Annotated in this window: 16 protein-coding genes; 4 read left to right on the plus strand and 12 right to left on the minus strand. The window is 71.1% G+C overall.

Annotation, left to right across the window (positions count from 1 at the left end; translation table 11 throughout):
- Positions 1-236: 236 nt before the first annotated feature.
- Together IE247_RS04540 and IE247_RS04545 are read left to right on the plus strand one after the other, a co-directional pair.
- Entirely contained in the window at positions 237-914 is a 678-nt protein-coding gene (locus IE247_RS04540; protein ID WP_190122076.1) for a L,D-transpeptidase family protein, read from the plus strand.
- Positions 915-982: 68 nt separating this feature from the next.
- Complete coding sequence (locus IE247_RS04545; RefSeq protein ID WP_190121577.1) at positions 983-1,966, plus strand: sigma-70 family RNA polymerase sigma factor; 984 nt, start codon at positions 983-985, stop codon at positions 1,964-1,966.
- Positions 1,967-1,986: 20 nt separating this feature from the next.
- Here IE247_RS04545 and IE247_RS04550 read toward each other — a convergent pair whose 3' ends face one another.
- The 12 genes from IE247_RS04550 to IE247_RS04605 all read right to left on the minus strand — a co-directional run bounded on the left by IE247_RS04550 (position 1,987) and on the right by IE247_RS04605 (position 16,012).
- The gene (locus tag IE247_RS04550) at positions 1,987-2,274 is read right to left on the minus strand and encodes an STAS domain-containing protein (protein ID WP_229868654.1); all 288 of its coding nucleotides are present in this window, start codon (positions 2,272-2,274) and stop codon (positions 1,987-1,989) included.
- 84 nt (positions 2,275-2,358) lie between these two features.
- Positions 2,359-3,636 carry a thymidine phosphorylase gene (locus IE247_RS04555; RefSeq protein ID WP_190121578.1) on the minus strand — a complete coding sequence of 426 codons (1,278 nt, stop codon included), beginning with the start codon at positions 3,634-3,636 and terminating at the stop codon, positions 2,359-2,361.
- A 97-nt stretch (positions 3,637-3,733) separates the two neighbouring features.
- A complete protein-coding gene (locus IE247_RS04560; RefSeq protein WP_190121579.1) occupies positions 3,734-4,129 on the minus strand; it encodes a cytidine deaminase in 396 nt (131 codons plus the stop codon).
- A complete protein-coding gene (locus IE247_RS04565) occupies positions 4,126-5,418 on the minus strand; it encodes an ABC transporter permease (RefSeq protein ID WP_190121580.1) in 1,293 nt (430 codons plus the stop codon). The genes IE247_RS04560 and IE247_RS04565 overlap by 4 nt, the downstream gene beginning before the upstream one ends.
- Positions 5,415-6,527, minus strand: a complete 1,113-nt coding sequence (locus IE247_RS04570) for an ABC transporter permease (protein WP_190121581.1) — start codon at positions 6,525-6,527, stop codon at positions 5,415-5,417. Before IE247_RS04570 ends, IE247_RS04565 begins: the two co-directional genes overlap by 4 nt.
- Positions 6,524-8,179: an ABC transporter ATP-binding protein gene (locus tag IE247_RS04575; RefSeq protein WP_190122078.1), complete on the minus strand. Its 1,656-nt coding sequence runs from the start codon at positions 8,177-8,179 to the stop codon at positions 6,524-6,526. The genes IE247_RS04570 and IE247_RS04575 overlap by 4 nt, the downstream gene beginning before the upstream one ends.
- Positions 8,180-8,344: 165 nt before the next feature.
- Entirely contained in the window at positions 8,345-9,400 is a 1,056-nt protein-coding gene (locus IE247_RS04580; protein WP_190121582.1) for a BMP family lipoprotein, read from the minus strand.
- 241 nt (positions 9,401-9,641) lie between these two features.
- Positions 9,642-10,865 carry an amidohydrolase gene (locus IE247_RS04585; protein ID WP_190122079.1) on the minus strand — a complete coding sequence of 408 codons (1,224 nt, stop codon included), beginning with the start codon at positions 10,863-10,865 and terminating at the stop codon, positions 9,642-9,644.
- 185 nt (positions 10,866-11,050) lie between these two features.
- A complete protein-coding gene (locus tag IE247_RS04590) occupies positions 11,051-12,142 on the minus strand; it encodes a hypothetical protein (protein ID WP_190121583.1) in 1,092 nt (363 codons plus the stop codon).
- A gap of 141 nt (positions 12,143-12,283) precedes the next feature.
- The gene (locus IE247_RS04595; protein ID WP_190121584.1) at positions 12,284-13,228 is read right to left on the minus strand and encodes an N-acetylneuraminate synthase family protein; all 945 of its coding nucleotides are present in this window, start codon (positions 13,226-13,228) and stop codon (positions 12,284-12,286) included.
- Positions 13,229-13,268: 40 nt separating this feature from the next.
- Entirely contained in the window at positions 13,269-14,630 is a 1,362-nt protein-coding gene (locus tag IE247_RS04600; RefSeq protein ID WP_190121585.1) for an acylneuraminate cytidylyltransferase, read from the minus strand.
- A 50-nt stretch (positions 14,631-14,680) separates the two neighbouring features.
- Positions 14,681-16,012 (minus strand): DUF6716 putative glycosyltransferase, encoded by a 1,332-nt coding sequence (locus IE247_RS04605; RefSeq protein WP_190121586.1) that lies wholly within the window; start codon positions 16,010-16,012, stop codon positions 14,681-14,683.
- 197 nt (positions 16,013-16,209) lie between these two features.
- Between IE247_RS04605 and IE247_RS04610 the strand changes: the two genes are divergently transcribed.
- Both IE247_RS04610 and IE247_RS04615 read left to right on the plus strand, forming a co-directional pair.
- Positions 16,210-17,190 (plus strand): glycosyltransferase family 2 protein, encoded by a 981-nt coding sequence (locus IE247_RS04610; protein WP_190121587.1) that lies wholly within the window; start codon positions 16,210-16,212, stop codon positions 17,188-17,190.
- Positions 17,190-18,518 carry an alpha-2,8-polysialyltransferase family protein gene (locus IE247_RS04615; protein ID WP_190121588.1) on the plus strand — a complete coding sequence of 443 codons (1,329 nt, stop codon included), beginning with the start codon at positions 17,190-17,192 and terminating at the stop codon, positions 18,516-18,518. The genes IE247_RS04610 and IE247_RS04615 overlap by 1 nt, the downstream gene beginning before the upstream one ends.
- The last annotated feature ends 256 nt before the right edge of the window (positions 18,519-18,774 follow it).

Raw genomic sequence — 18,774 nt, forward strand, 5'->3', positions numbered from 1 at the left:
GCGCCATCTCCCCCTGAATGTAGCCGGATTGAGACTATTTCCCCACAACCGCGCCCCCTTAATGTGCGTCAAATGGTGCAAGCCGCCGCGAAGCGCGACGGCGCACGGAGGGAGTGGGAACGGTGGGAAACGCGATACGGACGGAGCGAGTACGCCGGGTGCGCCGGGCGGCGGGCGGTCTCGGCCGGGGGGCGGGCGTCACGCTCGCGCTGACGGGGCTGGTGGTCCCGCTGACGATGGCGCTGGGGAGCGCGCCCGCCTCGGCCGCCCCCGCCTCGGCGGCCACGGCCACGGCCACGGCCACAGCCACAGCCACGGCCTGTTCGGCGAAGACGGGACCGCACCAGAAGCAGGTGGAGAAGTTCCTCGGACGGACGGCCGACGGGCGGCAGTCGGTGGCCGACTGCAAGGCGATCCGCGCCTTCCAGAAGCAGCACGGCATCACTCCGGCGGCCGGTTACGCGGGGCCGCTGACCTGGCAGACGATGAACACGATGCTCCAGCAGCGGGCGGCGGGGAAGAACCCGAACAAGGCCAAGAAGTGCCCGACGAACAAGGGCCGGATCGCCTGTGTGGACCTCACCCGGCAGCTCAGCTGGGTCCAGGACGGCAAGAAGCTGGTGTACGGCCCGGTGCCGGTGCGGACGGGCAAGGACGGGACCGAGACACGGACCGGCTCGAAGAAGATCTACTGGCGGAACATCGACCACTTCTCGTCGATCTACAAGGTCAAGATGCCGTACGCGCAGTTCTTCGACGGCGGCCAGGCCTTCCACTCGGTGACCAAGTCGATGTGGAACCCGCCGGGTTCGGGCGGCTGTGTGAACATGCGGCCCGACGACGCCAAGGCGTACTGGAAGCTGCTGAAGAACGGCGACGACGTCCACGTGTACGGGAGCAAGCCGGGCACCTGACCGCTCGTTGTCAGTCCTCCCCTGTAGGTTCAAAACGCTTGGACCGATGGGTGACGGAGGTGGATCCGATGAGTGACACGGCGACGGAGCCGGGCGCGGAGCTGGAGGAGTACCGGCGGGAGCTGACCGGGTACTGCTACCGCATGCTCGGCTCGTCCTTCGAGGCGGAGGACGCCGTACAGGACACGATGGTCCGCGCCTGGCGGAGCATCGGGAAGTTCGAGGGGCGCTCCTCGCTGCGCTCCTGGCTGTACCGCATCGCGACGAACGTCTGCCACGACATGCTGACCGCCGGTGGCCGCCGGGCCCGCCCGATGGATCTGTCGGGCCCGACCCCGGTGGCCGAGGCGCGGCTGAACACCCGCCCGGAGGCCGTCTGGCTGGAGCCGGTGCCCGACGGGCGGGTGCTGACACCGGTCGCGGATCCGGCGGACACGGCGGTGGAGCGGGAGTCGATCCGGCTGGCCTTCGTCGCCGCGCTCCAGCATCTGCCGCCGAAGCAGCGCGCGGTGCTGATCCTCCGTGAGGTCCTGGCCTGGAAGGCCTCGGAGGTCGCCGAGCTGCTGGACACCTCGGTCCCCTCCGTCAACAGCGCCCTCCAGCGGGCCCGGGCGACGCTCGCGCAGTCGCCGCCGCCCCTGAGCGAGCAGGCGAACCCGCTGGACGCGGAGCAGAGCGAGCTGCTGGAGCGCTATGTGACGGCCTTCGAGGGCTATGACATGGAGGCGCTGAAGGAGCTGCTCCACAGCGACGCCACCCTGTCCATGCCCCCGTACGACCTCTGGCTCCAGGGGTACGAGGACATCGTCGGCTGGTTCCTGGGCGTGGGTTCGGTGTGCCGGGGCTCGCGGCTCGTCCCCACCGTGGCCAACGGGATGCCGGCCTTCGCCCAGTACCACCGCGCGGAGGACGGCGACGGCCACACTCCGTGGGCGCTGATGGTCATGGACATCCGGGACGGCAGGATCGCCGGGATCAATTCCTTCCTCGACACGGACCGCTGGTTCCCGCTCTTCGAACTGCCGGACCGGCTGCCCGCGCGGAGCGCTTGAGCGCTTGAGCGCTTGAGGACCTAGTCGGGATCGATGAGGTCCCTCAGGCCGATGAGGTCGAGGAGGTCGAGGAGTTCGGGGGTGGGCTCGTGGAGGCGTATTCGGCAGCCGTGGCGGCCCGCCGTGAGACGGAGGCGGGCGAGGGCCTCCACGGCGGTGAGGTCGGCGGGGGCCAGGGCCTCGACCTCGCAGACGGCCTCGGTCGCGCCGGTGTCGGTGAGCCGGGCGCTCAGTTCCTGGCAGAGCCGGGGCACATCGTCCCGGGAGACGGGCCCTTGGATGCGTACGACGACGGGGTCTGTGTTCACACCCACAGAGACCGGCGGGAGGGGCGGAATTCATCGGCGGACCGGGCCGGAAATGCCAGGACCGGTCAGCCGATGAGCGCCGGATCAGGAAATGCGGTCGAGCACGATGGGGCTCGGGGTGAAGGCGGTGCCCGCCGGGGCGATGTCGTAGGAGGACTCCAGCGACTTCAGGGCGTAGTCGAACTTCTCCGGGGTGTCGGTGTGCAGGGTCAGCAGCGGCTGGCCCTCGGTCACCGTGTCCCCGGGCTTGGCGTGCAGCTCCACACCCGCCCCCGCCTGGACGGGGTCCTCCTTGCGGGCGCGGCCCGCGCCGAGCCGCCAGGCGGCGATGCCGACGTCGTACGCGTCGAGGCGGGTCAGCACACCGGAGGCCGGGGCCGTGACGACCTGGCGCTCGCGGGCCACCGGGAGCGCCGCGTCCGGGTCGCCGCCCTGGGCCGAGATCATGCGCCGCCAGACGTCCATCGCGGAGCCGTCGGCGAGGGCCCTCGCCGGGTCGGCGTCCTTCAGCCCGGCCGCGTCGAGCATCTCGCGGGCGAGCGCCAGGGTCAGTTCGACGACATCGGCCGGGCCGCCGCCCGCCAGGACCTCGACGGACTCGCGGACTTCGAGGGCGTTGCCCGCGGTGAGGCCGAGCGGAGTGGACATGTCGGTGAGGAGGGCGACGGTCCGCACTCCGCTGTCGGTGCCCAGCGCCACCATGGTGGAGGCCAGCTCGCGGGCGTCCTCGATGTTCTTCATGAACGCGCCGGTGCCGGCCTTGACGTCCAGGACCAGCGAGCCGGTGCCCTCGGCGATCTTCTTCGACATGATCGAGGAGGCGATGAGCGGGATGGCCTCGACGGTGCCGGTGACATCGCGCAGCGCGTACAGCTTCTTGTCGGCGGGGGCCAGGCCGTCGCCCGCCGCGCAGATCACCGCGCCGGTGGTGTCCAGTACGTGCAGCATCTCCTCGTTGGAGAGCAGCGCGCGCCAGCCGGGGATGGACTCCAGCTTGTCCAGGGTGCCGCCGGTGTGGCCGAGGCCCCGCCCGGAGAGCTGCGGCACGGCCGCGCCGCAGGCGGCGACCAGCGGGGCGAGCGGGAGGGTGATCTTGTCGCCGACGCCGCCGGTCGAGTGCTTGTCGGCGGTGGGGCGGGAGAGCGCGTCGAAGTTCATCCGCTCGCCGGAGGCGATCATCGCGGCGGTCCAGCGGGCGATCTCCGTGCGGTTCATGCCGTTCAGCAGGATCGCCATGGCGAGGGCCGACATCTGCTCGTCGGCGACCTCGCCCCGGGTGTAGGCGTCGATGACCCAGTCGATCTGCTCGGGGCTCAGCTCCCCCCGGTCCCGCTTGGTGCGGATGACGGAGATGACGTCCATGGCATTTCCTCCAGAGTGGCGGATCACAGCGCTCTACGCGCATAGAGATCGAGCGTAAAGGCTGCGGCCCCTCCGTTCGCAGGGAGGGGCCGCAGTACTAGATCAGATTCTTGGGGCCGAAGGCCTGGGGGAGCATCTCCGCCAGGGTCACGATCCCGCCCGGGGTGTCGAGCAGCAGCTCGGGCCCCCCGAACTCGTACAGCAGCTGTCGGCAGCGACCGCACGGCACGAGGCTCTCGCCCCGGCCGTCCACACAGGTGAAGTGGGTCAGCCGGCCGCCGCCGGTGGCCTGGAGCTGGGAGACGAGTCCGCACTCGGCGCAGAGCGAGAGCCCGTAGGAGGCGTTCTCGACATTGCAGCCGGTGACCGTGCGGCCGTCGTCCACCAGAGCGGCCACCCCGACCGGGAAGTCCGAGTAGGGCGCGTACGCGTGGGTCATCGCCTCACGCGCCCGGCTCCGCAGGACCTCCCAGTCGAACGCGGCCGTCGTCACTTGCCCTGGCCCTTGCGGTAGCGCATACCGTCCGCCTTCGGCATTCGCAGCCGTTGTGCGGAGAGCGAGAGGACCAGCAGCGTCACCACGTACGGGGTGGCGGTCACGAACTCGTTGGGAACGGTGTCCGTGGCCAGGTACCAGAGCAGCACCAGGGCGGCGATGACCGCGCTGACCACGGCCTGGACCGTGTTCTTGCGGTAGAACTTCCAGATCGCGAGGGCGACCAGGCCGATCACCAGCAGCAGCAGGAGCGCGTGGACGGTCTGGCCGCCGTTGCGGAGCTGGAGCGCGTCGGTGAAGCCGAAGAGGCCCGCGCCCATGGCGAGCCCGCCGGGCCGCCAGTTACCGAAGATCATCGCGGCGAGACCGATATAGCCCCGGCCGCCGGTCTGGCCCTCGTTGTAGATGTGCGCGGTGACCAGCGACAGGAACGCGCCGCCGAGACCGGCCATACCGCCGGAGACGATCACGGCGATGTACTTGTACTTGTAGACGTTGACGCCGAGCGACTCGGCGGCGATCGGGTTCTCGCCGCAGGAGCGCAGCCGCAGACCGAACGAGGTGCGCCACAGCACGAAGAACGTCATCACGAAGAGCGCCACGGCCACCAGGGTCAGCAGCGACAGATTGGTGACCAGACCGCCGAGGATGCCCGCCAGGTCCGAGATCAGGAACCAGTGGTGCTTCTCGATCGTCAGCAGCCAGTCGGAGAGCCCCGGCACGGTGATGGAGGTGATCGAGTCGGCGGGCGGGGACTGCTTGGGGCTGCCGCCCGCCGCCGCGGCCTCGCCGCTGTTGAACCAGAGCTTGGCGAAGTAGGTGGTGAAACCGACGGCCAGGATGTTGATCGCGATGCCGGAGATGATGTGGTCGACGCCGAAGGTGACGGTGGCGACCGCGTGCAGCAGTCCGCCGAGCATGCCGCCCAGCACACCGCAGAGGACGCCGATCCAGGGATCGGTCTGCCAGCCGGCCCAGGCGCCGAAGAAGGTGCCCAGGATCATCATGCCCTCAAGGCCGATGTTGACCACGCCCGCGCGCTCGGCCCAGAGGCCGCCGAGACCGGCGAGGCCGATCGGCACCGCCAGGGAGAGCGCGGCGCTGATCAGTCCGGCCGAGGTGATGTCCTGTGCTCCGGTGATCATTCGAACCGCGGAGAGGACGAGCAGCGCGCCCGAGATGATCAGCAGAACGACCGGGAAGGACAGGCGGGTACGGCCGCCCTTGCCGCCGCTCACCTTGGGGGCGGCGGCGGGCGGCGGGGTGGAAGTCGCCGTGACGCTCACGCCGACACCTCCTGCTTCTCGGAGTTACGGGCCTGGGCGGCGAGCTTCGCGCCGACCTGCCGCTGCTGGCGCTTGAGGCCGTAGCGGCGCACGACTTCGTAGGCGATGACCACGCAGAGGACGATCACGCCCTGGATGACGCCGACGATCTCCTTGTCGTAGCCCTGGAATTCGAGCTGGCCGCTGCCGCGCTCCAGGAAGGCCCAGAGGATCGCGCCGAGGGCGATGCCGATCGGGTGGTTGCGGCCGAGGAGGGCGATGGCGATACCGGTGAAGCCGATGCCGACGGGGAAGTCGCCGCTGTACTCGTAGCTGTCGTTGAGCAGGGTCGGCATGCCGACCAGGCCCGCGACCGCGCCGGAGATCAGCATGGAGGTGACGACCATCTTCTTCACATTCACACCGCTGGCCTCGGCGGCGGAGCCGGACTGGCCGACCGTGCGCAGATCGAAGCCGAAGCGGGTGCGGGAGAGCGTGAACCAGTAGGCGACGCCCGCGAGGGCCGCGACCACGATGAAGCCCCAGACGGGGCCGGTGGCGGTCGGGAACTCGAAGAAGTGCGAGGACTCCGGGATGGGCTTGGTGGAGATCTTGGTACCGGCGGTGTCCAGATGGCCGAGGCGGCCGGTCTGGAGGAGATAGCCGATGATCGCGGTGGCGATCGCGTTCAGCATGATCGTGGAGACGACCTCGCTGACGCCCCGGGTGACCTTGAGGACACCGGCGATACCGGCCCACATCGCGCCGACGATCATCGCGCAGAGGATGATCAGCGGGATCTGGATCGCGCCGGGCAGGGTCAGCGCGCCGCCGAGGGCGGCGGCGAAGAAGGCGGCGAGGCGGTACTGGCCGTCGACGCCGATGTTGAACAGGTTCATCCGGAAGCCGAGGGCGACCGCGAGTCCTGCCAGGTAGTAGGTGGTCGCCTTGTTCAGGATGTAGACCTGGCTGTCCGCCTTCGACCCGTAGTCGAACATGATGCCGAAGGCGTTGAACGGCTCCTTGCCGGTCGCCAGCAGCACCACGGCGGTCACCAGGAACGCGACCACGATCGCGAGCAGCGGGGCCGCGAGGCCCAGGAGCACCCGCTCCTTGTCGATCTTCTTCATCGGTCCTCTCCCCCGTCCCGGGGGTCGTCCGAGCCGTCGCCGGACTCGCTGGTTTCGACGGTTTCAGCGGTTTCGGCGGGGACCTCAAGATGGCCGGAGGCCGCGCCGGTCATGGCCGAGCCCAGCTCCTCCGGGGTGATGGTCGCCGGGTCGGCGTCCGCGACCAGCCGGCCCCGGTACATCACCCGGAGGGTGTCGGAGAGCCCGATCAGCTCGTCCAGGTCGGCGGAGATCAGCAGAACCGCCAGTCCCTCGCGGCGCGCCTCGCGGATCTGGTCCCAGATCTGCGCCTGCGCGCCGACGTCCACCCCGCGGGTGGGGTGGGCGGCGATCAGCAGCTTGGGGTTGTGGCTCATCTCGCGGCCGACGATCAGCTTCTGCTGGTTGCCGCCGGAGAGCGAGGCCGCGGTGACGTCGATGCCGGGGGTGCGCACGTCGTACTCGCGGACGATCCGCTCGGTGTCGGCGCGGGCGGCCTTGAGATCGAGGAAGGCTCCCCTGCTGTTGGGCTTCTCGGTCACATGGCCGAGGATGCGGTTCTCCCAGAGCGGGGCTTCCAGCAGCAGTCCGTGGCGGTGGCGGTCCTCGGGGATGACCCCGATGCCGTCCTCGCGGCGCTTGCGCGTCGGGGTCTGCGAGATGTCCTGGCCGTCGAGGGTGAGCACACCGGTGTCCAGATGGCGCATGCCCATGATCGCCTCGACCAGTTCGGACTGGCCGTTGCCCTCCACTCCGGCGATGCCGAGGACTTCGCCCTTGTGGATGGTGAAGTCGATGGAGTCCAGTACGGCGCGGACGACTCCGTCGGGGTCGGTCGCGGTCAGCCGCACTTCCTTGACCTGGAGCATCGGCACATCGGTGACGGTGGACTCACGGGTCTCGGGCGAGGGCAGCTCGCTGCCGACCATCAGCTCGGCGAGCTGCTTCGGCGTGGTGGAGGCGGGGTCGGCGGTGCCGACCGTGGTGCCCCGGCGGATGACGGTGATGTCGTCGGCGACCGAGAGCACCTCGCCGAGCTTGTGCGAGATGAAGATGACCGTGAGGCCCTCCGCCTTCAGCTCCCGCAGATTGTCGAAGAGCGCGTCGACCTCCTGCGGCACCAGGACGGCGGTCGGCTCGTCCAGGATCAGTGTGCGCGCGCCCCGGTAGAGAACCTTGAGGATCTCGACCCGCTGGCGGTCGGCGACGCCGAGGTCCTCGACATGGACGTCGGGCCGGATGCCGAGGCCGTACGCGTCCGAGATCTCCTTGATCTTGGCGCGGGCCCGGTCGCCGATGCCGTACAGCTTCTCGGAGCCGAGGACGACGTTCTCAAGGACGGTGAGGTAGTCGGCGAGCATGAAGTGCTGGTGCACCATGCCGATGCCGCGGGCGATGGCGTCTCCGGGGTTGGAGAAGGAGACCTGCTCGCCGTCCACCGCGATGGTGCCCTCGTCCGGCTTCTGCATGCCGTAAAGGATCTTCATCAGGGTGGACTTGCCCGCGCCGTTCTCGCCGACGAGGGCGTGCACGGTGCCGCGGGCCACGGTGATGTCGATGTCGTGGTTGGCCACGACTCCGGGGAATCGTTTGGTGATGCCGCGGAGCTCTACGGCATGGGGACTGCTGGACGCTTTGATGGCGCACTCTCCAGGACAGGAGTGGAGGAGCAGAGGCGGTGGTGGCGAAAACTACCGCGTAGCACCCCGTAGCTGGGAAACTACGCGCGTAGCGTCGCCAAATCGTGAAAGACCCTGGCGCGCTCGCCGAACGCGATACGTGCGTCGGGGCCCGGAGGGGCGGCTGGCCGCTCGTCCGGGCCCCGATGCCTGGCTGGATCAGGTGGTGGTGTTGACCTTGATCTGGCCGTCCACGATCTTCTTCTTCGCCTCGTCGAGCTTGCCCTGGATGTCCTTCAGGTGGTCGCCCGTGGTGGTGAGGCTGACGCCGTCCTCCGCGAGGGAGTAGGTGTGCGTGCCGGTCAGCGGCTTGCCGTCCTTGACGGACTTGGCCAGTTCAAAGACGCCGGTGTCGACGTTCTTGACGACCGAGGTCAGGATGACGGAGGCGTACTTCTTCAGGGCCGGGTCCTTGGCCTGGTCCGAGTCGACGCCGATCGCCCAGGAGCCCTTCTTGGCCGCGACGGCCTCGATGGCGCCGGCGCCGGAGCCGCCCGCGGCGGTGTAGATCACGTCGACGCCCTTGTCGAGCATGCCCTCGGCGGCGCCCTTGCCCTTGTCGGGGCTGCCGAAGCCGGAGAGGTCGGTACCGGTGGTCAGGTACTGGATCTGGACCGACGCCTTGGGGTTGGTCTCCTTGACGCCCTGCTCGAAGCCGGCCGCGAACTTCTTGATCAGCGGAAGGTCGACACCGCCGATGAAGCCGATCTTGCCGTCCTTCGACTTCAGCGCGGCGGCGACGCCCGCGAGGTAGGAGCCCTGCTCCTCGGTGAAGACGATGTTGTCGACGTTCTTGGCGTCGGAGATCGAGTCGACCAGGCCGAAGCTCGTCTTGGGGAACTGCGGAGCGACCTTGTCGATCGTGTCCTTGTAGGCGAAGCCCACGGCGACGACGGGGTTGAAGCCGCCCTTCGCCAGCGAGGCGAGACGCGCCTCGCGGTCCGCCGGGGTCTCGCCGTGCTTGGCGGTGAGCTCCTTGGTCTCGGCGCCCAGCTCGGCCTTGGCCTTGTCCAGGCCGCGGGCGGCGGAGTCGTTGAAGGAGTTGTCGCCGCGGCCGCCGACGTCGTAGGCCATGCCGATCTTCAGCTTGCCGTCGGCGGCACCGGTGGACTCGGTGGTGGTGGACTCGGTGGACGCCTCACCGCACCCGGAGGCGGTGAGAGCGAGGGCCGCGGAGGCGAAACACGCGGCAGCGATCTTGGATACCCGGCGCAAGAGGAGGCCCCTTCGAGACTGACCGAAAGCGCCTCTTCCGGCGCTGGTTTTGCGGCGATCGTAACGCGCGTAGATGTCAGTTAAAGCCCTGTTCATGAGTCGTTATCGGATCGTCGCGAACCAGGCGTGTGAAGGACGGAGCGTAGCGTTACGGCACGGGGACGGGTGGTGCGCACGGGGCTGGGGACGCGACCCCGGGAATGCCCTGGAATCGCGCTTCCAGGGCGTTCCGGTTGTGGTGTCAGCCGCGGGCCGCGTGGAGCAGGGCCGTGGCGGTGAAGAGCTCGACGCCGACCTTGATGGCGCGCTCGTCGGCGTCGAAATCGCCCCGGTGGAGATCGCGCTTGACCGGGTCGCCGGGGGTGCGCACCCCGAGCCTGGCCAGTGCGCCGGGAACCCGTTCCAGGTACCAGGAGAAGTCCTCGCCGCCCAGGCTCTGTTCGGTGTCCTCGACGGCGGCGGGGCCCAGCCGGACGGTCTGCGCCTCCCGCAGCAGCTCGGTGACGTAGGGATCGTTGACCACGGGCGGCACGCCCCGGATGTAGTTGATCTCCGACTTGGCCCGGTGGAGCGTGGCGATCTCGTCGATGGCCGCGTGGACCAGATCGGGCGCGGCCCGCCAGCCCGGCAGATCCAGGCAGCGGACGGTGCCGGAGAGTTCCGCGTGCTGGGGGATGACATTGCAGGCGTGGCCCGCCTCGATGCGTCCCCAGGTGACGGCGAGCCCCGAGCGGGCGTCCACCCGGCGGGCGAGCAGGGCGGGGACCTCGGTGGCCACCTTCGCCGCCGCCGTGACCAGGTCGGTGGTCAGATGCGGGCGGGCGGTGTGGCCGCCGGGCCCGTCGAGGGAGACTTCGAGCCGGTCGCAGGCGGAGGTGATGGGGCCGGGCCGCAGCCCGATGACGCCCGCGTCGACCCGGGGGTCGCAGTGGACCGCGACGATCATGCCGACGCCGTCCAGCACCCCTGATTCGATGGCGTCGGACGCGCCGCCGGGCAGCACCTCCTCGGCGGGCTGGAAGATCAGCCGTACCGGGCGCGGCAGCAGCCCCTGCCGGTCCAGCTCGGCCAGGACCAGTCCGGCCCCCAGCACCGTGGCGGTGTGGATGTCGTGGCCGCAGGCGTGCGCGCGGTCCGGGACGGTGGAGCGGTAGGGCACGCCGGTCTTGGTGTCGGGGATGGGGAGCGCGTCGATGTCCGCGCGGAGCGCGAGAAGTGGCGTTTCTCCGTCCCACTCGCCGATGTCACACAGGAGTCCGGTGCCGACGGAGAGCACCCGTGGTTCGAGACCGGCCTCTTCGAGGCGCGCCTTGAGGGCGGCGGTCGTACGGAACTCCTGGTTGCCCAATTCGGGGTGCATGTGCAGATCGCGGCGGAAGGCGATCAGCTCGGCGCGCAGCGATTCGGACAGAGTGCCGGGGAGGGCGACGCCCCCGGGCAGGTCGGTTTCGGACTCGCGGGACATCAGTTGGTTCACCTGTTGAAGAGTAGGCCCAGGAGGGGGCCAACTGACCGCTGATCAACAAAAGTTCAATCCTACAGGCGAAGGAACAGCGGCCCCCAGGTGCATGATCTCGGATATCTGTGGGTAAGCTCACGCCTCTTTTCGAACGTACCCCACCGTGCGGGACCCCGCCGCCGGGCGGCTCCTCAGACCGGCGCGGGCAGCCGCTGGACGTCCCGGGCGCTCCCCGTGACGCCCGCGAGGAACCCCCGGGCGTGTGGTGAGGCGGTCGCTCTCAGCCACTCCGGGGCTATGTCGCAGACGGCCACCTTGATTCCGGTGCCCGCGAGTGCGATGGGGAGGGTGTGGACCACGGTGGAGGGGAAGCTGAGGACCGTGGCGGCGATCGGGCCCCGGCGGGCGACCAGCTCCAGCGGGAGGTCCGGGCGGACGATCTCCACTCCGGTCTCCCGGGCCAGCCGGGCGAGTTTGCCTGAGTCCTCGCGGCGGTGGGCGAAGTAGCGGGTCACGCCGTGTGCCCGGGTGAGGGCGGCGACCGCCGCCGCGTAGCGGTCCGGGTCGACCACCCCGGTCTCCACCAGCGAGGTGCCCACCAGATCGGCCCCCGGCGCGATCTCCGGCGGGCCGAAGCGGAAGCGGGTCCAGCCGAAGGTGTTGGGGGTGACGGCGATGCCTTGGGGCGGGGCGACGGGCATCGAGGTGAACAGCTCGACGGCCTGGGTGCGGGAGGGCGTCAGCCGGCTGCGGGCGAGCCGGGTGACCGGCGCGAGGGCCAGCTCCCGGGGGCCCCGGGCGTCGCGCCGGTGCCAGCGCGTCAGCTTCTCGCCCCGGGCGAGCCGGTCGGTGAACTCCATGGTCGCGGTGCCGTCGTCCACCACGGTCAGCGGTGTGCCGCCGACCAGCGTCAGCAGTAGCTGCACATAGCGCGAGAAGGGGTCGCCGATGACGATCCGCCCGGCGCGGCGCAGCTCCGGCAGCAGTGCGCGCACCGCCCTGAGCGGCGCGCCCGCGCCGCCGCGCGCCTCCTGCCAGCGGACCGCGAAGCCCTCCTCGCGGGCCAGCTCGGCCATGGTGCGCAGCTGGTCCCGGGAGACGGGGTCGGTGGGCGGGAGCACGACGACGAGGATGCCGTCGGCGGGGCCCGGGGGCGACGGCGGGCCGGGGCGGCGGCGCGGGTGCTCGTACGGCTGGGGGTACGGCGGCTCGTACGGCTGGGCGTGGGCCCACTCCAGGACGTTCAGGAGCTGGACCGGGCTCTCGACGAAGGCGAGATTCACTGCGGGTCACCTCTGACGTGGACGGTTCGGTCTTCGGAGAGGGAGGGGAGGGCCGGAGGGCGGGGGTCCGCAAGGGGGTCGCCCACTGGGCGCGGGGTCCGTCCGCCCTCCGGGGTCTGCCGGTGAGGGAAGGCGGCGGGGTCAGACGGCGACGGGCTCGCGGTCGTCGGCCCCGGTCCCGGTCCCGGTCTCCACCGCGTGGAGGCCGGGGACGCGGCGGAGCTTGCGCATCGGGGCGAGTTCGGATTCGTAGACCTTCTTCACGCCGTCGCCGAGCGCCGCCTCGATGGTGCGGATGTCGCGTACGAGACGCTGGAGCCCGCCCGGTTCCACGGAGGCGGCCTGGTCGGAGCCCCACATCGCGCGGTCGAGGGTGATGTGGCGCTCGACGAAGACGGCTCCGACGGCGACGGCGGCCAGGGTGGTCTGGAGTCCGGTCTCATGGCCGGAGTAGCCGATCGGGACGTTCGGGTACTCGTCCTTGAGGGTCTGGATCACCTTGAGGTTCAGCTCCTCCGCCCGCGCCGGGTAGGTCGAGGTGGCGTGGCAGAGCAGGATGTTGTCGCTGCCCAGCACCTCCACCGCGTGCCGGATCTGGCGCGGGGTGGACATCCCGGTGGAGAGGATGACGGTCCGGCCGGTGGCGCGCAGGGCTCGGAGCAGTTCGTCGTCGGTGAGCGAGGCGGAGGCCACCTTGTGCGCGGGGACGTCGAACTTCTCCAGGAAGGCGACGGCCTCGGTGTCCCAGGGCGAGGCGAACCAGTCGATGCCGCGCTCGCGGCAGTGCGCGTCGATACGGCGGTACTCCGTCTCGCCGAACTCCACCCGGTGCCGGTAGTCGATGTAGGTCATCCGGCCCCAGGGGGTGTCGCGCTCGATGTCCCACTGGTCGCGCGGGGTGCAGATCTCCGGGGTGCGCTTCTGGAACTTGACGGCGTCGCAGCCCGCGTCGGCGGCGGCGTCGATGAGGGCGAGGGCGTTGTCCAGGTCGCCGTTGTGGTTGATGCCGATCTCACCGGTGACATAGACCGGGTGGCCCGGCCCGGCGGTCCTGGTGCCGAGGGTGCGCAGTCGGGACGTGCTCATGAGGGTGGTTCCTTACGTGTCGGGATCGGTGGAGCGAGGTTCAGGACTGGTCAGGGGACTGGTCAGGGGACTGGTCGTGGGGCGGCCGGCCGGGGCCGTCCAGCGCCGGGCCGAGCAGCCAGCCGGCGATCTCGCGGACGGCCCCCTCGCCGCCGCGCGTCGCGGTGACCGCGCGGGCGGCGGCGCGTACGGGGCCGTGCGCGTCGGCGACGGCCACGGGCCAGCCGGCGAGCGAGAAGCAGGGCAGATCGTTGACGTCGTTGCCGAGGTAGAGCACGCGCTCCGGCGGGATGCCCCGCTCCTCGCACCACTCGGCGAGCGCGAGATCCTTGCGGTCGACACCGTGCAGCACGGGGATGTCGAGCTTGCGGGCGCGGGCGGCGACCACCGGATTCCGCTCGGTGGAGAGGATCAGCAGGGCGAGACCGGCCTCGCGGAGACGGGCGATGCCGAGCCCGTCGCCCCGGTGGACGGCGACGGTCTCCCGGCCGTCCGCGTCGATGAGGACGCGGTCGTCGGTCTGGGTGCCGTCGAAGTCGAGTACGACGGCGTCGACATCGGCCGGCGCGGGCCGGGCGGGCGCGGTGTCCCGGCCGTCGGTACGCCTTCCGGCGGCGGGCGGGTCGAGCAGCGGGGCGAGCGCCCGGGCCCGGGCGAGATCGTGCGGGTCGTCCACCTCCAGCACGCGGGCGGGGTCGGTGCGGACCAGCTCGGTGCGGCCGAAGAACCGGTGCCGCGCGGCGCGGAAACCCGCCGCGTCCATGGCGTACGCGGCTCCCGTCTCCAGCAGGTCCTGCGGCCGGTCCTGACGGCGGGGCCGGTGGGCGGGGTCGTGGTTGACCCCGCGCGCTCCCCGGGCCGGGGCGAGGACCGGGTTCTGGTCCTCGCCGGGGACCGGGTCCGACGCCGGGCCGGACGCCGATCCCGGGTCCTGATCCTGGTCCTGGCCGGAGGCCGATGCCGGGGATTCGCGCCAGAGGAAGCCGTGGAAGGGGGCCACCGTCACCGCGCTGTCCGCGCCGCCCTCGGCCACCGCCGAGGCGACGCCCGCCACCTCGGCGCCGGTGAGGAACGGGCTGGTGCACTGGACCAGCACCACCACGCCCACCCGTCTCCCGTGCGCCGACTCGAAGGCGTCCAGGGCGTGCAGCACCGCCGACTCGCTGCTCGCCGTGTCCCCGGCGAGCGCCTCGGGCCGCCACACCACCTCCGCGCCCGCGGTCTTGGCCGCGGCGGCGATCTCCGGGTCGTCGGTGGTCACCACGACATCGGTGACCAGCCGTGCGGCGAGGCTCTCCCGTACGGCACGGACCACCAGCGGCACTCCGCCGACCGGTGCGAGGTTCTTGGCGGGGACGCCCTTGGAGCCGCCCCTGGCGGGTATCACGGCGAGGACGGTCATCGGCTGTCGCTCTCCTGAGGTGTCGGGGGCCGGACGGCCCGAAGCGCGGTTCACAGTTCGCCCACCCGCCGGATCACCGGGGCGACCCGCTGGACGCCGTGCCGGTACGCGCCGCGCGCGGCCCCCCGTACGGCCTCGCGGACCAGCCGTCGCACACCGCCGCCGGGCCGGGGCTCCCCCGCCGCGCCCGGCAGCGGGACGCCGTCCGGGCCGATGCGGTGGCGGGCGAGGATCCCGGGCAGATAGCCGGGGGCGGTGGCGGCCGTGTAGTACGGCGCGAGGGCCGGGAGTCCGGGGCGCGCGAGCAGCTCGGCGACCCGCTCGCGGGCGGTGTCGAAGGCGTTCTCGTACCGTCCGTCCGCCGCGACGCCCTGCCCGGCCAGCCAGAGCGGATCGGGCTTCGGACGGTGCCCGGCGTCGAGGCGGTCGAAGGAGGTCAGCAGCCCGGAACCGATGAAGTGGTGGTTGCCGAGGGACTCGCGGACGCCGAGATCGGTGAGGATCGCGGTCGGGATCCCCCGGTGCAGCGACTCCATCGCCGCTGTGGAGGAGACGGTGACCAGCAGATCCGTACGGTCCAGGACCTCGCCCATGTGCCCGTGCGCCAGGGTGAGATTGGGCGGCAGCCCGCCCGGTGTCTTCTCCGCGAGCCGCTGGTACGGGAGTTCTTCGAGGTGAGTGGTGTGCTCGCCGGGACGGGAGCGCAGCTTGAGGACCACTTCGCGGGTGGGGTGGAGCCTCGCGTGCTCGATCAGTCGGCCCAGCAGATGGGCGCGGTCGGCGCGGGAGGCGGGCACCGACGGCTGTGTCGCGAAGACGAGGGTGTCGCGCCCGGCCTCGGGCCGGTACGCCGCGCCGCCGAGGAAGGGCAGCGCGGCCTCGGTGACGGCGGACGCGTCCGCCCCGACCCCCTCGTACACCGCGCGGAACCGCTCCGCGTCCCGGCGGGAGTTGGCGAGTACGAGGTCCGCGCCGTGCCGCAGCAGCAGTCCGTCGGCGAGCTTCTCGTAGACGACTCCGACATATCCGGTGACGACGACCGGGCGGTTCGGCGTCCGGAGCGCCGCGAGGCCGTGCAGCACGGCCTGGACCCCGCCGCCGACGAGTGCGAGGACGATCACGTCGTACGTGTCGTCGCCGTACGTGTCGCCGCCCGCCCGCCGCAGGAATTCGGCGGCGGTAACCTCGTGGATCGCGTCCGCCTCCGCGCCGACCTCGGCGAGCTGGCGGGCCGTGGGAGTGGCCCGGCCGCGCAGCAGGAAGCCGGTGAGGACGGCGGGTCCGGGGGCGATGCGGCGGGCGGTGAGCGCGCCCCATTTCCACCGGGTGTCGGAGTCGGCGAGTACGGCCACGCGTACTGGCTCGCTGGTAGGTGATGGCACATCCAGGACGTTAGGAAGCCTTTTCGTTCGACGGCCCAACGCGATCGCAACAAAGGGTTAACAGAGCCCCTACGCATGGGGAGTTCGGGCGAATCCGGAATCGGCCCGCGAGGATGAACGCGTTCGTCGCCCGCCGTTCATCCGGCGTCCGTCCGGCGGACGGACGGCGGCCCGATCGGCGATCCAGCCTCGGGCGGGTGGTCAAGCTCTCCGTCATCGTGCCGTTCTTCAACGTACGGACATACGCGCCCGACACCCTCCGAAGCCTTCTCTCCAATGCCCGTGACGATTTCGAATTCCTGCTGGTCGACGATTTCTCGACCGACGGGACCGCGGAGATCCTGGAGCGCGCGGAGGGCGGGATCCCCGGCGCCCGGCTGATCCGCCGGGAGGCCAACGGCGGTCTGGCGACCGCCCGCAACACCGGGCTGGACGCGGCGCGCGGGAGGTACGTCGCCTTCCTCGACGGCGACGACTGGCTCGCCCCGGGCCACTTCGCCCGGCTGCTCACCGCGGTGGAGGAGCTGGGCTGCGACTTCGTCCGCACCGACCATGTGCAGTGCACGGCGAGGTCCCGCACCGTCCGCCGGGTGCCGGTCGGCCGCCGGGGCGAGGTGCTCGACCCGCGTTCGGTGATCGGGCCCGCCGACCGGTCGACGGCCGTGGACTACCCCTTCGCCTGGGCGGGGATGTACCACCGCAGACTCCTCGAACAAGGGCTGCTGCATTTCACCGACGGGCTGCGGACAGCCGAGGACCGGCCGTGGATATGGCGGCTGCACCGGGACGCCGAATCCTTCGCGGTCATCACCCAGCTGGGAATCTTCTACCGGCGCGGAGTCGCCTCCTCGCTGACCCAGATCGGCGATGTCCGCCAGCTCGATTTCCTCCGCGCTTTCGACCAGGTACTGGCCGAGACGGCGAAAGACCGGGAAGCGGAAAAGCTGTTGCCGAAAGCGGTCCGCACCTACTGTGCGGTGATCGCCCACCATCTGAATTCGGCGGGGAGATATGAACCGGCGGTGGCGAAGTCCCTGCGCACGGAATCGGCGGCGGCACTGCGGCGCATGCCCCAGGAGGTGCTGGGGGACGTCCTGGACTCGATGGACGACCGCCGGGCGGGACGGCTGCGCGCGCTGCGCCGCCGCGCCCTGGTGACCGGGCGGGCGGCGGCCTGATGCGGACGACCCAGATCTTCTACGCCTCCTCGCTGTACGGGATCGCCACCCTGGCGGCGGCGATCGACAGCGGCTTCTTCCCCCCGGCGGACCGCAGACTGCTGCTGGTCTCCAACAACGCGCGCACCCCGGAGACCTCGCCCGCGCCGGACACCGCGCCGGGCTTCGAGCGGCTGCGGGGCCGGTTCGACGGGGTGGTGTCGTGGAACGAGGCGATCGCCCCCTTCCACCCGGGCGGCTGGTCGCCGCGCCGGGACGATCTCCCCCTGTGGGAGAGGTATCTGCGGCTGCGGTGGGGGCTCGGCGACGACCGGATCGCGCTCGCGGTGGAGTCCCTCCAGGTCGCCCCCGCGCTCACGGTGGCCCAGCTCTTCCCGGACGCGCCGGTCGATGTGTACGCGGACGGGCTGATGAGCTACGGGCCGACGCGCGACGCGATCGATCCGCTGGTGGGCGAGCGGGTGCGCCGGCTGCTCCATCTCGATCTGGTGCCGGGGCTCGAACCGCTGCTGCTGGCGGAGTTCGGGGTGACACCCGAGGTGGTGCCGGCGGAGGCCTTCCGCGAGGTGATCGCCGAGCTGGCGGAGGCCGCGCCCCCCGGCGGTGGGGAGGAGGAAGGGGCCGTGCTGCTGCTGGGCCAGTATCTGGCGGCGCTCGGCATCCTCACCCCCCAGGAGGAGGAGGACCTCCATCTGCGGATGATGTGGGCCGCCGTCGAGCGCGGCCACCGCCGGATCGTCTTCAAACCCCATCCGACGGCCCCCGCGTCCTGGACCCGCGCCCTGGAGCTGTCGGCGGCGGACCTCGGGGTGGAACTGTCGGTACTGACGGATCCGGTGCTCGCGGAGGTCGTCTACCGGCGGGCGCGGCCCGCGCTCGTCGTGGGCTGCTTCTCCACGGCGCTGCTCACGGCGAACGCCTTCTACGGCATCCCGGTGGCCCGGATCGGCACCGAACCGCTGCTGGACCGGCTGACGCCGTACCAGAACAGCAACCGGATCCCGCTGACGATCGTGGACGCGCTGGTGCCCGAGGTGTCCGGCGAAGCCGACGGGACCGATGAAACGGACCGGACGCTGACCATGGGCGAGCTGACCGGGCTGGTCAAGGCGGTCGGTTTCGCGATGCAGTCGCGGATCAGACCCGATCTGCGCGGGCCCGCCGAGGAATTCCTCGCCACCCGTCTCGACGCCCGGACACTGCGCTACTTCAAACGCCGACGGCTGACCGCGCTGGGCCTCCCGGGCGGCGCGCCGGTGCCCCGGGGAGCGGCGGTCAGAAAGATGGTGCGCGGGGCTCGCCGCCTGCGGCGGGCGGCACTACGCTGATCCGGCGGCACCCGTTCTCCCGTAAAGAGGGCGGGTGCCGTCCATATGTCCCGCCCGTCTCCCCCGTCTCGTCTTCCCTCTCCCCCTCCCCTGGTTGTTTCCCGCTCTCTGCCGCGCCCCGGCCGGAATGAGGCCCAAGGTCAAAAGGGGCCTAAGGTCTCTGTGCGGAGAGGCTTCGTACCGACCACGCTGGTGGTCAGCGGCATGAAGCAGCACAGAGCAGCACAGAACAGCACTTCGGGAAGGGGCTGGGGAG

The sequence above is a fragment of the Streptomyces inusitatus genome, from assembly GCF_014651115.1.
GTDB lineage: Bacteria > Actinomycetota > Actinomycetes > Streptomycetales > Streptomycetaceae > Streptomyces > Streptomyces amakusaensis.

Coding starts and splice junctions, on each gene's coding strand:
- IE247_RS04540 (WP_190122076.1), top strand. CDS start 237: ATGGCGCTGGGGAGCGCGCCCGCCTCGGCCGCCCCCGCCTCGGCGGCC.
- IE247_RS04545 (WP_190121577.1), top strand. CDS start 983: ATGAGTGACACGGCGACGGAGCCGGGCGCGGAGCTGGAGGAGTACCGG.
- IE247_RS04555 (WP_190121578.1), bottom strand. CDS start 3,636: ATGGACGTCATCTCCGTCATCCGCACCAAGCGGGACCGGGGGGAGCTG.
- IE247_RS04570 (WP_190121581.1), bottom strand. CDS start 6,527: ATGAAGAAGATCGACAAGGAGCGGGTGCTCCTGGGCCTCGCGGCCCCG.
- IE247_RS04585 (WP_190122079.1), bottom strand. CDS start 10,865: ATGTCCCGCGAGTCCGAAACCGACCTGCCCGGGGGCGTCGCCCTCCCC.
- IE247_RS04595 (WP_190121584.1), bottom strand. CDS start 13,228: ATGAGCACGTCCCGACTGCGCACCCTCGGCACCAGGACCGCCGGGCCG.
- IE247_RS04600 (WP_190121585.1), bottom strand. CDS start 14,630: ATGACCGTCCTCGCCGTGATACCCGCCAGGGGCGGCTCCAAGGGCGTC.
- IE247_RS04615 (WP_190121588.1), top strand. CDS start 17,190: ATGCGGACGACCCAGATCTTCTACGCCTCCTCGCTGTACGGGATCGCC.